The organism is Bifidobacterium miconisargentati (genome assembly GCF_019331675.1).
Classification (GTDB): domain Bacteria; phylum Actinomycetota; class Actinomycetes; order Actinomycetales; family Bifidobacteriaceae; genus Bifidobacterium; species Bifidobacterium miconisargentati.
This window is the reverse complement of record NZ_JAHBBJ010000024.1, coordinates 1-14,481: the sequence shown is the minus strand read 5'-3', so window position 1 is coordinate 14,481 and position 14,481 is coordinate 1. Positions and strand designations below refer to the sequence as shown.

Below are 14,481 nucleotides of genomic sequence, written 5' to 3'. Positions count from 1 at the left end.
GGACTGGAGCCGTCAAAAGCTGAGACCAACAAATCCGGCTCCCCTCGCTGAGGGGAGCTGTCGGCGATAGCCGACTGAGGGGAGTACCCTGAGCATCATCAGAGCTCCCCTCAGTCATCTACGATGACAGCTCCCCTCAGCGAGGGGAGCCGCTGTATGCCGTCGAAGGAGAACACAAGATGCACTGGCTGTCGCCCGACTCCAAATTCATGCGCGCCTGGGGCAATCTGGTGGACGGCGTGCTCGTCAACCTTCTGATGCTGGTCACCTCGTTGCCGATCATCACCGTCGGCGCGGCGCTCACCGCTGGACAGGACGCCTGCCGCAAGTCGGAGAACGGCGAGGGCAAAGGCGTCGCGGCCAATTACTTCAACTCCTTCAAGGCCAACTTCGTCAAGGCCACGCTGTTGTGGCTGCCGTTCCTCGTGGTACTGATCGGACTCATCTACTCGTGGGTGGTCCTGCAGATCACGCCGCTGCTCATTCCCAAATTCGCGGTGAGCATCCTGTGGCTCATCGGCTTCGAATGGGTGTTCGCGCTGCAGGCGCGCTTCGAGAACAGCGTGGGGCGCACCCTCGCCAACGCCTTCATCTTCGGCATCTCCCACATCGCCATGACCGTGGTGCTGGTGGCAGTGGACGCGGTGTTCGTCGCACTGCTGGTGGCTTGCTGGTTCCTGATGCCCGGTGGCCTGTTCCTGCTCATCATTTTGGGTTACGGCACCATGCTCATGCTCCATGTGCCTATCACCGAGCGCGTCTTCAAGCCCTATCTGCGGTAATCCTGCCCGCGAACGGCACTGTTCTGGGCATATCCCGACCAATTATTCTGGGCATACACGTATCACAAAACGAATTCTGGGCATATAGGTACCCCGAAACAGGCGTTTTGACCTCGTAACTGGTACCTATATGCCCAGAATCAAATTCGGTGCGGCTTTATGGTCCTTATATGTCCCAGAATCGAGATGTCGGGACGGTGCCGTTCCTCCGTTGCCGTTACTTTTTTCGCGGAAAACCGATGTTTCGTGAAAAAGTCACACTGAGTGCCGCTCAGCGTTACCTTTTCACGAAATAAGGCCATACCTCGTGAAAAAGGAACGCTTACTGCGAGTCAGTGTGCCTTTTTCACGAAGTATGGCCTTATTGCGAAAGAAGTAACGCGCCGTAGTCCGCCCCGCCGTCATCGCCATCGGATGCCGAGCGGATCAGCAGGCGCAATGGCGGCGGAACAGCAACACGAAAACCGCTACTTGCGGCCCTGCGTCACCTGGTAGGCGACGAATAGGATGGCCAGCCAGATCACACCGGCGATCACGGCCACGCGGTAGCTGGCGGAGAAGCACATCAGCACCACCACCAAGGCCAGGAAGGCGAGCACCACCCACGGCGTCACCTTGGCGAACGGCAGCTTGAAGTGGATGGCGTCGAGCGCCTTCTGGCCCGAAAGGCCGGCCAGCTCGGTGTCCTCCGGAGCGCCGCCCGCGGCGACCACCTTGCGGAACTTCATCTCGGTGAACATGATCATCGTCCAGTTGATGATGCCGGCGATCGTGGCGATGGACATCAGGTAGTTAAACGCGAACTCGGGCCACACGAACACTACCACCACGGCGATGGCGGTGATCACGGCGGAGGTCAGCACGCCGGCCACCGGCACGCCCTTGGAGTTGAGCTTGCCGAGGTAGGCGGGGGCGTTGCCCTGCTTGGCAAGCGAGTACAGCATGCGGGAGTTGGCGTACAGTCCGGAGTTGTACACGCTCATCACGGCGGTCAGGCACACGAAGTTGAGGATGCCGGCGGCCGCGTGGATGCCCACGGAATCGAAGATCTGCACGAACGGGCTGGACTGGCCGTCGATGGTGTTCCACGGCACCACGGCCATGATCACGCCGAGGGCGCCGATGTAGAAGACGAGGATACGCCAGATGATGTCGTTGGTGGCGCGCGGGATGGTAGTCTTCGGGCTTTCGGTCTCGCCGGCGGTGATGCCGATGAGCTCGGTGCCGCCGAAGCTGAACATCACCACGACCAGAGCCATGAGCAGGCCGGTCCAGCCCTTATCGGTGTGGGTCATGAGGCCGTTCGGGAAGAAGCCGTCGCCCACGGTGAACCAGTTGGCGAAGCTCGCCTTGATGCCGGAGGCAGTGGGCAGCGCGAACACGATGACCGCCAGGCCGCCGATGATCATGGCGATCACGGCCACGATCTTGATGATGGCGAACCAGAACTCGAACTCACCGAACTTGGAGACGCCCAGCAGGTTCGCGGCGGTGATGAGCACCAGGAACACGGCGGCGGAGACCCACGTCGGAATGGCCGGGAACCAGTAGTTCACGAAGCTGCCCACCACGGCCAGCTCCACCATGGAGACCAGGATGTAGTTGAACCAGTAGTTCCAGCCGGAGATGAAGCCGGCGCGCTTGGACCAGTAGCGGGTGGCGTAGTAGCTGAAGGCACCGGCCTTCGGATCCTCCACGGACATTTCGGACAGCGCGCGCACGATCATGAAGATCGCGAGGCCACCGATCAGGTAGGCCAGCAGAATGGACGGGCCGGCCAGGGCGATGGATTCGCTGGAGCCGTAGAACAGGCCCGTGCCAATGGCGCCGCCGAGGGCGATCAGCTGGATGTGGCGGTTCTTCAGGGATTTGCGCAACGTGGCCGGCACCGGCACGTCGTCGGTTTCGCGCGGCTTCTTGGTCGCGTCAGTATTGCTCATGGATGAGTACTTCCTCTCGGGATTCTTTCTCCGTTGCCGCACGTGCCGCCGCATCCGCCGATGATGATGGCGGCCGAGGCCGTGCGCAATGTCCGCCATTGTAGGCCGATTTGTTACGAACAGGAGGTTTCGGAAGGCGGTTATGGACGGGTGCGCGGCGTTCCCGTGACGTTTCCATGGCATTTTTGCGAGCGATTGCACTCAGGTTGGTGCGGTTTAATGGAAGAAGGACGTTGCCCGCCGCCGGTTCCGGGCATGGAACGGTTGCGGTGTGGGGGCATGGCCGTTGGCGGAAGCGGGGTGTGCGATGGCGTATATCGAGTTTGACAACGTGGTCAAGGAGTACCCGTCCGGCGGGGCGGCGATCCGCGCGCTGGATGGCGCGAGCTTCACCGCCGACCAAGGCGAACTGACCGTGATCCTCGGCCAGTCGGGCGCGGGCAAGACCACGGCCCTGAACATCCTGGGCGGCATGGACACCGCCACGTCCGGCCGCGTGGTGGTGGGCGGCCGGGACATCACCGGCCTCAAGAAGCGCGAACTGGTGGCATACCGCCGTTCGGACATCGGCTTCGTGTTCCAGTTCTACAATCTGGTGCCCAACCTGACCGCGCTGGAGAACGTGGAGCTCGCCTCGCAGATCTGCCCGGACCATTTCGACCCGGCCGAGACGCTGCGCAAGGTGGGGCTGGGGGAGCGTATGGGCAATTTCCCGGCGCAATTAAGCGGCGGCGAGCAGCAGCGCGTCTCCATCGCCCGCGCGATCGCCAAGAAACCGAAGCTGCTGCTGTGCGATGAGCCGACCGGTGCGCTCGACTACGAGACCGGCAAGGAGGTCCTGCAGCTGCTGCAGGACATCTGCCACACCCAGGGCATGACGGTGATGATCATCACGCACAATTCCGCGCTCGCGCCGATGGCGCACAAGGTGATCCGATTCCGCTCCGGCAAGGTGGTGAGCGAGGAGACCAACCCCGCGCCCACGCCGATCGCGGACATCGAATGGTAAGGCGGTGAGCGCGATGGCACGCGGCAGGCACGCCCGGCGTATGGGCTCTTCCCGGTCCTCGACCGTAGCCACAGTGGGCGGTACTGTGAAACAATCCGTGAAACGCGGCGTGGAACATCCTGTGAAACGCCGTGGGGCCGGCATTTCCGGCGCGTTCGCCAAGGACATGCTGCGCATGTGGGCGCGCAACTGGAAGCGGTTCGTCTCCATCGCCATCATCTCCATGCTGGGCGTGGCGGTGCTCACCGGCATCTACGCCGGTTGCCGGGACATGTTCCGTGGCGCCGACCGGTTCCTCGACAACCAGCGCCTGTACGACATCCAGGTCATCTCCACGCTCGGCCTGACCGAGGACGACGTCGCCGCGCTCAAGGCCGTCCGCGGAGTCGAGCGCGTGCAGGCCGAACGTTCGGCCGCCGCGACCGTCACCGTGGACGGCAGCGGCGAATCGGTCACGCTCACCGAAATCGGCACGAACGGCATGAACCAGCCGTACCTGCAGGAGGGCAAGCTCCCGGTCAAGTCCGGCGAGGTGGCCGTCACCAGGAAATTCGTGCAGGACAGCGGGCTTAAGGTGGGGGACGAGCTCAGCGTGACGCTTGGAGCGAGTACGTCGTCGTCCGGATCGTCCGTGCCGGATGCGTCAGGCACGACGGGCAATTCATCAGGTGATGCGTCGGTCGACGCTTCGTCCGATTCGGACATCCCGGGCGATTCGTCCGGCAGTACGACTGATTCGTCCGGTTCCGATGCCGCTTCCGCCGATACGTCGAACGAGACCCCGACGTTCCCCACGGACCTCACCATCACCGGCATCGTGCTGGATCCGCTCGATCTGCAGAATCCGGAAGGCTACTCGACCGGCGCATTCCGCAGTTCCGCCACCGCCGACTACACGTTCTTCCTGCCCTCGGACGGCGTCACCGGCAGCGTCACCACGGCGATTTCGTTGGGAATCCGCGGTTCCTCGGCGCTCGACACCTTCTCCGACCAGTACGACGACGCCGTGCGCGAGGTGCGCGACCGCATCGAAAACAACGTCCAGACCAAACGGCAGAAGGCCCGTCGCCAGCAGCTCATCGACGAGGCGAAACGGAAGATCGCGGATGCCCGCGCCGAAGCCGACCAGCGGTTCGCCGATGCCCAGACCACGCTGAACGACCAGCGCAGCCAATTCAACGCGCAGATCGACCAGATCATCGCGGCCTCCGGCAGCGCCGGTGCGGAACTGGTCACCCAAGCCGCACAGGACGGCACGGACCAGGCGGCCGCAGCTGCCCTGGACATCCAACGCAACGCCGTCATCGTCCAAAGCAGCGAACTGACGCAAGCCAAACAGCAGCTGGACAACGCCCAGACGCAGCTCGACCAGCAGAAAGCGCGCACCACCGCCGAACTGGACAAGCAGGAGTCCTCGGTCGAAACCACCATCCCGCAGGCCCGCTGGTACGTGAACACGCGCTCGGCGGCCGGCACGTTCTCCTCGCTCAAATCCGACCTGAGCTCCATCGAATCCATCGGCCGCGCGTTCCCTGTGGTGTTCCTGCTCGTGGCCGTGCTCATGAGCCTGACCGCCATGACCCGCATGGTCGAGGAGGATCGCGGGCTCATCGGCACGTACATGGGACTGGGGTACGGCAGCGGGCTCATCGCCTCCCGGTATGTGCTGTTCGCGTTGCTCGCCTGCCTGATCGGCGGCGGCCTGGGCGACCTCATCGGCTTCCTCGGCATCCCCGCGTTCCTGCTCATCGTGCTGGAAGGCATGTACGTGGTGCCCGGCACCACGCTGCTGTACGACTGGCTGTACGGTTCGGCCGGCGTGCTGCTGTTCGTGGTGGGTGTGGGCGCGGCCACCGTGGTGGCGTGCCGCGGCGAGATGCGGCGGATGCCCGCCGAGCTCATGCGGCCGAAATCGCCCAAGGCCGGCTCGCGCGTGCTGCTGGAACGCATCGGACCGCTGTGGCGGCGCATGAAGTTCCTCAACAAGGTCACCGCGCGCAACCTGTTCCGTTTCAAGGGCCGTCTGTTCATGACGGTCGGAGGCGTGGCCGGCTGCACCGCGCTCATCGTGTGCGGTCTGGCCATCAACGATACGGTGGACGCGCTGCCGGTCACGCAGTACCAGGACGTGTATCGGTATGACCTGATGGTCGTGACCGATCACGACGATCTGGACGCCGTGCGCTCGCGGCTGGTGTCCGACGGGAAGATCGCCGATTCGACCACGTCCTCAGTCGGTGCGATGACCCTCGCGCGCGTGGAAAGCGGCGAAATCACCACCGGAGCCGACGAATCCGAAACCGTGCAGCTCATCACCGTGCCCGCGGCGGCGGATTTGGCGGATATCGTCTCGCTCAGGTTGGTGGCCGGAGGGACGATGGAGCAGTACCGTGATGGCACGGCGATCGGACTGGCCGCTGCCGGAGCCGGATCATCCGCCGCCGGGAAGAGCGCGGATGGTTCGGCCAGCGCTGCGAACACGAATGACGGGCCGGTTTTCGCCGGGGACGGCGTCATCGTCTCGCAATCCGCGGCCAATGCGCTGGGCGTTAAGGCCGGCGACGAGGTGACGCTCGAAAACGGCGACGCCGCGCGCGAAACCGCCCGTGTGTATGCCGTCAGCGAGTCCGTGATCGGTGCGGATGTGTATCTGACGGCCGGGTACTACCGGGAGGTGTTCGGTGGGGATGGTTCGGGTGATGGCGATTCCGCCGCGCATGACGACACCGCCACCGAAGCCGACGGCGTGGAGATGAACGCGATATTCGCGCGGTACACCGGCTCGGATGACGACCAGATCGCCTACGCGGACGAACTCGCCAAGGAATCGGACGTGCTGAGCGTGGTGAGCACGGCGGATATGCAGCGGCGTTTCAGCTTCGATCTCATGGGCGCGGTGGTGGCGCTGATCGTCGCGCTCGCCGGAGCGTTGGCGTTGGTGGTGCTGTTCACGCTGGCCAATACGAACGTTTCCGAGCGCGTGCGCGAGATGGCCACGCTCAAAGTGCTCGGCTTCTTCGACCGCGAGGTGCACCGGTACGTGAACCGCGAGATGCTGATCCTGACGCTGATGGGCATTGCGGTGGGCCTGCCGCTCGGTCGTTGGATCGGCGGACTGCTCACGGCCGCGCTCAACATGCCGGGGCTGTACTTCGCCGTGACCGTGCGGTGGGCCAGCTATGCCATCGCCGCCGCCGTGACGCTGGCGTTCGCGCTGCTCGTCCAATTGTTCACCAACCCCGTGCTCGACCGCATCGACCCGGTGTCCTCACTGAAAAGCGTGGAGTGATGGAATCGGCTTTGCCGATGCTGTTTCCCGCGGCCGTTGGCCGCTCCTCCACTACCCTTCAGTCGGCTACGCCGCCAGCTCCCCTGACAAGGGGAGCCGAGATCTATACGTGTGCAAACCTTGGCTCCCTCTGACGAGGGAGCTGTCGAACGAAGTGAGACTGAGGGAGAGAAGAGGGGCGGCCAATGGCCGCGGGAAACCAGCGTCGGCCAAAGGGCGATTCCGACCGCCCAATACCAGAAAAGTTCAATTTTGCCGAATGAAATTGAACTTTTTGGGCGAATTTCTGCAATATCGTCACAATTGGGTTGAACTGGAGGCTGGTTCCGGTAAGAGGCGTGGTGATAAAGTTTGAACCTGAATTTGAACGATTGAGCGCGGCTGCGGGCCGGGCGATGAGGAAGAGAACGTACGGCATGGTCGAAACGAAAGCACCGGCTGGCGGCAGTGCCGGCTCAAACGAGCTGAAGTCCGTCGAAAGCCTGGATCAGGACAACGAGATGGCCCGTGGCCTGAACAACAGGCACGTCCAGTTCATCGCCATCGGCGGCACCATCGGCACCGGCCTGTTCCTCGGTTCCGGCAAGTCCATCGCGCTGACCGGCCCGAGCATCGTCTTCGTGTACATCGGCGTGGGCATCATCATGTTCCTGCTCATGCGCGCCATCGGCGAGCTCATGTACCGTGACCCGAGCCAGCACACGTTCATCAACTTCATCACCCGCTACCTCGGCAACGGCTGGGGCAAGTTCGCGGGCTGGTCGTACTGGATCGTGCTCGTGCTCATCGGTATGAGCGAGATCACGGCCGTCTCCACCTACTTCATCACGTTCTTCGACACGTTCGGCATGGACCTCTCGCATTGGAAATGGCTCATCGAGCTGTGCTTCCTCGCGGCGCTGGTGACCATCAACCTCATCGCCGTCAAGGCCTTCGGCGAGGCTGAATTCTGGTTCTCGATGATCAAGATCACGCTGATCTGCGCCATGATCGCCACCGCCGTGGTCATGGTGGTGATCGGCTACCACTACGACGCCGTGCAGATCACCGGCCAGGACGGCATCTCGCCCGCGGGCCACGCTGGACTCGACAACATCACCAACAACTTCCAGATCGCGCCGAACGGCTGGCTGAGCTTCCTCATGAGCTTCCAGATGGTGTTCTACGCCTACGAGATGATCGAGTTCGTGGGCGTGACCGTCTCCGAGACGCAGAACCCGCGCAAGGTGCTGCCGAAAGCCGTCAACGAGATCATCGTGCGCGTGCTCATCTTCTACGTGGGCGCGCTGCTGGCCATCATGGCCATCGTGCCGTGGACCACGTTCAAGCCGAACAAGGACGGCTCCTTCGCCTCCCCGTTCATCATGGTGTTCCAGTACGCCGGCCTGAACTGGGCGGCCGCGCTGGTGTTCTTCGTGGTGATCACCGCCGCGAGCTCCGCGCTGAACTCGCTGCTCTACTCCGCCGGCCGTCACCTCTACCAGCTGGCCAGCGAGTCGAACTCGCCTGCCTTCCGCAAGATCGGCGTGGTCTCCAAGCGCCAGGTGCCGGCGCGCGCGATTCTGGTGTCCGCCGCGCTGATCCTGCTGTCCCCGGTGGTCAACTCCATTCCGGGCATCTCCAGCGCCTTCGTGCTGTTCGCATCCGCCTCCAGCGCCGTCATCATCTTCATCTACACGCTCACGATGATCGCGCACCGCAAGTACCGCCGTTCCGCCGATTTCATCGCCGATGGATTCGTGATGCCGGCGTGGAAGGTGCTCAACACCCTGGCGATCGTGTTCTTCGTGTTCGTGTACTGCACGTTGTTCCTCGCGGACGATACGCGCGGCTCCGCCATCGCCGGCCTGATCTGGCTTGCGGTGTTCGGCGGCTACTGCCTGCTGCGCGACCGCTACACCAACCGCGACCTCAAGGAGGCGCTCGCCAAGGAGGAGCGGGCCCGCAAGTAGAGGTTTGACGCGCAGGGCCGATGACGGAACCGGCTCCCCTCAGCGAGGGGAGCCGGTTTCTTTTGGCTTCATAAGCTATAAATCAGCTGTGCTGCGGGCGTCCGCCGGGAATCGGCTGGAACGCTCCGTGAACCAGTGCGGACGTGAAGTGCATCGTGCACATCCCCGCCTCCTGCGCCTCATGCGTACACCCGGCAATACTGCACAGGCAAAGACCCCGTTCCATTGTTTCCCCCTTCTTTGGGATGGCAGCCGTGCCATCACTTCCTTGCAGTATAGGCGAAAGGGGTTACGGGGGTAAGGAATTACGGCGATTCTGTGGCGTATGTCACGTCGCTCGGCGTGTACCCCCGATTTTTACGGGGTGCCGGCATCGGCCGCCTCGGGTCGGTTCGGACGAAAGGCAAGAGTAAGACTGCGACGATGCGGTGCTGTGTTTCGTGCCGTTTCGGGTGGAAGTGGGCCCAGGCCGATCGGGGTCGTATGGCGTCGATCGCCGGCGTGGCGGTACTCTGGCTCTTCTGAGCATAATTGTTTATAGTGTGAGATATTATTGACGGCGTCTGCGCGGAGTGCCGTGCGGTCGGAAACATGAAGGAGGCGTGCCGTGGGATATGAGGAAGAAGCGGTGGATGAGCTGTGGCGTGACGTATGGTGCCACCGATCTCAGATGCAGCGCGATCTCAATCATGGCGCCGGCGAAACGTTCGTGATTCGCGCGCTGGCGCATCAGGGCACGATGTCGCCCTCGCAGCTGGCCGACGCCATGCATGTCACCACCGGTCGCATCTCCGCCGTGCTTTCGGCGTTGGAGAAGAAGGGCCAGATCGTGCGGTCCGTGGATCCTTCCGACCGTCGTGCCGTGCGCGTGGAGCTCACTGAGGCAGGGCGGGATCGCGGGCGCAAGGATATGCAGGAGATGCGCGACGCCGTCTGCTGGATCTTCTCGCAGATGGGGGAGCGGCGCACCCGCGAATTCGTCGATTTGGTGCGTGAATTCTCCATTTATATGACACTGTGCAAGCCAGGGGAGCCGCGGCCCACACCTGAGGAGGTGCGCAAGGCGTTCGAGGGTGATTCCCGGGATTCGTAAGGCCGCTTGGCCTCGCCGATTGGCGGTTCGGCGCACTTGATTCCGCTCAGAGTGAATCTTCGAATGTCGTTTAGCTCTGCATAATATCTTACAGTGTAAGAAATAACTACTGAAAACAATCTTTGACCTGTAGGCCGCTCCGCCGGAGCAAGGCCAAAGGAAATCGTCCAACCTCAACAATCAACAACACAAGGGGACGCAATGCTTCGCATCATGAAATACCTCTCCAAAGCGGAGATAGGCCAGATGCTCATCGCCCTGGTGACCATCGTGGGACAGGTCTTCTTCGACCTGAAACTGCCGGACTACATGTCCGACATCACCACGCTGGTCGAAACGCCGGGCAGCGCGATGGCGGACATCTGGATCGCCGGCGGCAAGATGCTGCTCATCTCGCTGGGTTCCGTGGCCTGCGCCGTCGTGACCGGCTACATCGCCGCGCGCGTGGGCTCGTCGTTCACCCAGCGCCTGCGCTCGCTGGAGTTCCGCCGGGTTGAATCGTTCGGCCCCGCCGAAATGAACCGGTTCTCCACCGCAAGCCTCATCACCCGCTCCACCAACGACATCACGCAGATCCAGATGTTCATCACCATCGGCCTGCAGCTCATCGTCAAATCGCCGATCATGGCCGTCTGGGCCGTGGCCAAAATCGCCGGCGAGGGCTTCGAATGGACGCTCGCCACCGGCATCGCCGTGGTGATCCTGCTGGCGGCGATCGTGGTGATGATGGCCATGGTCATGCCCAAGTTCAAGGCCATGCAGACCCTCACGGACAACATCAACCTCGTGGCCCGCGAGAACCTCACCGGTCTCAAGGTGGTGCGCGCCTACAACGCCGAGGATTACCAGGAGGCCAAGTTCACCAAGGCCAACACCGACCTGACCGAAACCCAGCTGTTCACCAACCGCGTCATGGCGTTCATGATGCCGCTGATGAACACCATCATGAACGGCCTGATGCTCGCCGTCTACTGGATCGGCGCCTACCTCATCGAGGCGGCCGAGCTCACGGACAAGCTCACCGTATTCTCCAACATGGTGGTCTTCTCCAACTACTCCGTGCAGGTCATCATGAGCTTCCTCCTGATGAGCATGGTGTTCGTGCTCTGGCCGCGCGCCGACGTCTCCGCCCAGCGCGTGCTTGAAGTGCTCGACACCGAGCCGATGATCGAGAACGGCACCAAAACCGCCGCCGACGTGGCCAAGACCGGCCAGAAGGGCACCGTGGAGTTCCGCAACGTCAGCTTCGCCTACCCGGATTCGCGCGAGGCGATTCTGGAAGGCGTCAACTTCTCGGCCTGGGCGGGCCAGACCGTGGCGTTCATCGGCTCGACCGGCTCCGGCAAGTCGTCCCTCATCAACCTCGTGCCGCGCTTCTACGACGTCACGCAAGGCCAGGTGCTGGTCGACGGCGTGGACGTGCGCGACTACGACCTGAAGACCCTGCGCGACAAGATCGGTTACGTGCCGCAGACCTCAGTGCTGTTCAAGGGCACGGTGGCCTCCAACGTGAGCTACGGCGACAAGCCGGGCGAATCGGCGAACGTCGAGCTCGCTGACACTTCCACCGTCGCCGGCCGCAGGCGCGAAGCCGAACTGATCGCCGCCGGACAGGCCGCGGAAAACGCCGCGATGCCGGCCGATCAGATGGACCGCATCAAGACCGCGGCCGACGTGGCCCAGGCCAGCGAGTTCGTGAACCGCATGGACGGCGGATTCGAGGCCGCCATCGCACAGAGCGGCTCGAACGTGTCCGGTGGCCAGAAACAGCGCCTGTCCATCGCCCGCGCGGTCTACCGTCACCCGGAGATCCTGATCTTCGACGATTCGTTCTCCGCGCTCGACTTCAAGACCGACCGCGAAGTGCGCGAGGCGCTCGCCCGCGAGGCCAAGGACTCCACCAAACTCATCGTGGCCCAGCGCATCGGCACCATCATGAACGCCGACCTCATCGTCGTGCTGGACGACGGCAAGGTGGTGGGCCAGGGCACCCATAAGGAACTGCTGGAGACCTGCGAGGTCTACCGCCAGATCGCCGAATCCCAGCTCAGCAAAGCCGAGCTGATGGCCTGAATCATCCCGACGAACAATAAATAAGGACTTACCAATGCCAAGAGGACCAATGGGGCACGGGCCGGGCGCGGGACGCACGGTCGAGAAGCCCACCGATTTCGGCAAGACCATGGGCAAGCTCATGCGCTACTGCCGCAACTACATTCCCGCCATCGTGATCGCGCTCGTCCTGGGCGCGGTCGGCACCATCTGCCAGATCATCGGCCCGGACAAACTCAAGGACATGACCAACGAAATCGTCAAGGGACTGCCGGCCATCGTGAACGGCCGCCCGGTGATGAACTCGGTCGACTTCACGGCGGTCGGGCGCATCGCCTGGCTGCTGGTCGCGCTGTACGTGGGGTACGCGGTGCTCAGCTACGTGCAGAGCTGGATGATGGCGAACGTCACCCAGCGCACGGCCCAGCGCCTGCGCGAGTCGATTTCCGTCAAGATCAACAAGCTGCCGCTCAAGTACTTCGACAAGGTCAGCTATGGCGACGTGCTCTCCCGCATCACCAATGACGTGGACGCCATCGGCCAGACGCTGGGCCAGTCGCTTGGCTCGCTCATCACCTCGGTGACGTTGTTCGTGGGTGCGCTGGTCATGATGTTCTACAACAACGTCATCATGACGCTGTGCGCGATCGGCGCGAGCCTGCTGGGTTTGGTGCTCATGATGGGCATCATGAAGGCCTCCCAGAAGTACTTCGTGCGCCAGCAGGCCGCGCTCGGCGACGTGAACGGCCATGTGGAGGAGATGTACGCCGGGCATCTGATCGTGAAGGCGTACAACGGTGAGGCCGATTCGATCCGCCGCTTCGAGAAGTACAACGCCGACCTGTACGAATCCGGCTGGAAATCGCAGTTCCTGTCCGGCCTGATGATGCCGCTCATGAACTTCGTGGGCAACCTCGGCTACGTGGTGGTGTGCGTGGTGGGCGCGGCGCTCGCCATGGACGGGCAGATCGAATTCGGCGTGATCGTGGCGTTCATGATGTACATCCGCCTGTTCACCCAGCCGCTTTCCCAGTTCGCGCAGGCCTTCCAGAACCTGCAGCGTTGCGCGGCCGCCGCCGAGCGTGTGTTCGGCTTCCTGGAGGAGCCGGAGATGGCCGAGGAGCCGACCAAGGCCGAGTTCGGGCTGGAAGGTGCCGGTTCGGAAGGTGCTGAGCGGGGTGCCGCTGCGGCGATGCCGGCTGCCCAGCGTGCGCGACTGCTGGGGTACGACGCCCAGGGTCGTCCGCAGCCCGTCCGAGGTGATGTGGAATTCAGCCACGTCCGGTTCGGCTACGAGCCTGACAAGCCGGTCATCCACGACTTCTCCGCGTCCGTGAAGGCCGGTCAGAAGGTGGCGATCGTGGGCCCGACCGGTGCCGGCAAGACCACGATGGTGAACCTGCTGATGCGCTTCTACGAGATCTCCGGCGGTTCGATCTCCATCGACGGTGTGGACACCAAGTCCGTACCGCGCTGGAACGTGCACGACCAGTTCTCGATGGTGCTGCAGGATACGTGGGTGTTCCGCGGCACCGTGCGCGAGAACATCGCGTACTCCAAGCCCGGCGTGACCGACGAGCAGATCATCGCCGCCTGCCGCGCGGTGGGTCTGGACCATTACATCCAGTCGCTGCCGGAGGGCTACGACACGGTGCTGGACGACAAGTCCACGCTGTCCGCGGGCCAGAAGCAGCTGCTGACCATCGCCCGCGCGATGGTGCAGGACGCGCCCATCCTCATTCTCGACGAGGCCACCTCTTCGGTGGACACCCGTACCGAGGAGCTCATCCAGAAGGCCATGGACGCGCTGACCGTGGGACGCACGAGCTTTGTGATCGCGCACCGCCTCTCCACAATCCGTGACGCCGACATGATCCTCGTCATGAACCACGGCGACGTGATCGAGCGCGGCACCCACGAGGAGCTGCTGGCGGCGGGAGGGTTCTATGCCGACCTCTACAACTCCCAGTTCACGCTCACCAGCTGATGGCGCGTCTTCGTCGTTGCTGCCCGCTGCGACGTACCTGTTGCGCGCAGTGCAACCGTCGCGGCAAGCCGCTCCCCTCGCCTGAGGGCAACCCACTGGGTTGCCCTCTATACGGCTCAGCGCCTTTGCGGGCGCGCCTAGAAGCCGCGCGCATCCTACGCTCACTGATTGACGGCGCGTCCATATTTTCTTGGCTCCCCTCGCTGAGGGGAGCTGTCGCCGGAGGCGACTGAGGGGAGTTCCTGCAGGTATGAACCGCACCCTGATTGTTGGATTGGAGTAATTCTGGTTCGGTGATCGGAGGTGCGGTTTCTCATGTCTGGGGATCGCAGGCGTCGTTACGACGACGGGTTCAGAAGGAACGCGGTGGGGTTGAT

The 14,481-nt window shown here is 63.1% G+C and carries 8 protein-coding genes; 7 read left to right on the top strand and 1 reads right to left on the bottom strand.

All coding sequences use genetic code 11. The features are described from left to right. Positions 1-179: 179 nt before the first annotated feature. Positions 180-782: a DUF624 domain-containing protein gene (locus KIH81_RS11320; RefSeq protein WP_214305416.1), complete on the top strand. Its 603-nt coding sequence runs from the start codon at positions 180-182 to the stop codon at positions 780-782. Between the two features lie 467 nt (positions 783-1,249). Here KIH81_RS11320 and KIH81_RS11315 read toward each other — a convergent pair whose 3' ends face one another. Continuing rightward, on the bottom strand, positions 1,250-2,722 hold the full coding sequence (locus KIH81_RS11315; RefSeq protein WP_214305415.1) for an amino acid permease: 1,473 nt from the start codon (positions 2,720-2,722) through the stop codon (positions 1,250-1,252). 307 nt (positions 2,723-3,029) lie between these two features. On the opposite strand from KIH81_RS11315, the gene KIH81_RS11310 reads away from it, so the two are divergent. The 6 genes from KIH81_RS11310 (at position 3,030) to KIH81_RS11285 (ending at position 14,104) form a co-directional block, all read left to right on the top strand. Continuing rightward, entirely contained in the window at positions 3,030-3,731 is a 702-nt protein-coding gene (locus tag KIH81_RS11310) for an ABC transporter ATP-binding protein (RefSeq protein ID WP_214305414.1), read from the top strand. A 40-nt stretch (positions 3,732-3,771) separates the two neighbouring features. After that, positions 3,772-7,020, top strand: a complete 3,249-nt coding sequence (locus tag KIH81_RS11305; RefSeq protein ID WP_214305425.1) for an FtsX-like permease family protein — start codon at positions 3,772-3,774, stop codon at positions 7,018-7,020. A 416-nt stretch (positions 7,021-7,436) separates the two neighbouring features. Then, positions 7,437-8,972, top strand: coding sequence for an amino acid permease (locus KIH81_RS11300; RefSeq protein WP_214305413.1), 1,536 nt, complete (start codon positions 7,437-7,439; stop codon positions 8,970-8,972). A 607-nt stretch (positions 8,973-9,579) separates the two neighbouring features. Further along, positions 9,580-10,065, top strand: coding sequence for a MarR family winged helix-turn-helix transcriptional regulator (locus KIH81_RS11295; protein WP_109057012.1), 486 nt, complete (start codon positions 9,580-9,582; stop codon positions 10,063-10,065). 201 nt (positions 10,066-10,266) lie between these two features. After that, a complete protein-coding gene (locus KIH81_RS11290) occupies positions 10,267-12,138 on the top strand; it encodes an ABC transporter ATP-binding protein (protein ID WP_214305412.1) in 1,872 nt (623 codons plus the stop codon). A 34-nt stretch (positions 12,139-12,172) separates the two neighbouring features. Further along, entirely contained in the window at positions 12,173-14,104 is a 1,932-nt protein-coding gene (locus KIH81_RS11285; protein ID WP_214305411.1) for an ABC transporter ATP-binding protein, read from the top strand. Positions 14,105-14,481 lie beyond the last annotated feature (377 nt).